General features: G+C 43.2%; 1 protein-coding gene. It reads left to right on the top strand.

Annotated features, from left to right (window positions below; all coding sequences use genetic code 11):
* Positions 1–376: 376 nt before the first annotated feature.
* Positions 377–1,359, top strand: a 983-nt coding sequence (locus tag FRY97_RS21800) for a hypothetical protein (protein ID WP_147169736.1), incomplete at its 3' end; no start/stop codon positions are given.

Below are 1,359 nucleotides of genomic sequence, written 5' to 3'. Positions count from 1 at the left end.
GACAGTGGACTTGCACCACTTAGAAAACTCGCTATCTTTATAGCGAGGGGAGCCCATTCCGGGCACACACATGCTATATGCGACCAGCTACATGCCTTGCCGCAGGCGCAACACAAGGCATGTAGCCGGCGCATATAGCTTTTAGTTGGCGGGTATAAAACCAAAAGAAGACCAAGACCGCGCATCTGACAGCGTTCCGAAAGGAGAAAAGAGGGTCTTTCTGAGAGTAGGGTAGCCGCTGGCGGGGGAATTATTTCTGAAACCGACCGCCTTTGAATGTGGGAAAGTAAGACCCGAAGCCAGAATGGGTTAATGAAGGTGTTAATTATCGCTCTCGCCCTTCGTAGATCGAACGGGGAGGCTAAATTTTATTGACATGATTAAATGCTCATTTAGGAGAATTGCATTGCCTATTTTAGTAGGCTTGATTGCTGTCTTGTACACTAGTTCATGCGAAAAGCAACAAGAAGATGTAACTTCTAACCACCTAGAGGTTGCTGAAAGTTTACCTATGCTACAGTTTTCTGATGATGGACTTGTTTTTTTCAAGGATTTAGATGAATTTAAAAAATTCTATGCGGCTGTTGAGCATGCCACAAGAGATGAATTGATGGCGTGGCAAGAAACTAATGGCTTTCAGTCCATCAATTTCCTATTCGAGGAAACATGGACTGGATTGTGTTGTGACGTAGAGGAGGAAGATATTAAAAAAACACCCTCTCTCTATCCAAATGTTCGTGTAACCGAGGACGGAGAAATATTACCCTTGATCAATGCAGGCTTGATGGGGTGGATAATAGGCAGAGAAGGGCAGTTTAAGCTGGGACGGTCACTAATTACTATTACTAACGATGCTGTAATTTCTGTTCTTGACGGAGATGCCAACAAAACCACGTTAGCCATTAGAACCCTTGAGAGCAATGAGGCTGAAGGCATATTTGTACGTATGCAAGATAACGAATCTAGTGCGCGCGCTTGTTGTCCCTCAAGCAGCATCAATACTGGGACGGTAAGGTCTGGGAGCAAAAGGATAAAGACAGCTTCGATGTCACTTGCAGATAGGTCTTTTGCAGCCTCTTTTCCTACGGGTGTTGACCAATACGGAAATTTCATCTATTCTACGGGCTACCAGTTGATTTATGAAATGGATTATTTTTTCCACCATCAACGTAAGACCTTTTTTGGCTGGACAGTTTGCGAACGTACATACTGGTCTTTTGATTCTCAGTGGAATCTAGTCCATAACCTACCATCTATATGGGGTTATTCCAATCCCATTATAGGAGCAATCAATAATTTTGAAACAGGATTTGAATGCAAATACAACCGAACGGATGGAATTATATTCGTTCCTTTTGT

This window comes from Phaeodactylibacter luteus, from assembly GCF_007993045.1.
GTDB classification, from domain to species: Bacteria; Bacteroidota; Bacteroidia; order Chitinophagales; family Saprospiraceae; genus Phaeodactylibacter; species Phaeodactylibacter luteus.
The sequence above is the reverse complement of the archived record's forward strand: the minus strand, read 5'-3'. Positions and strand labels throughout refer to the sequence as shown.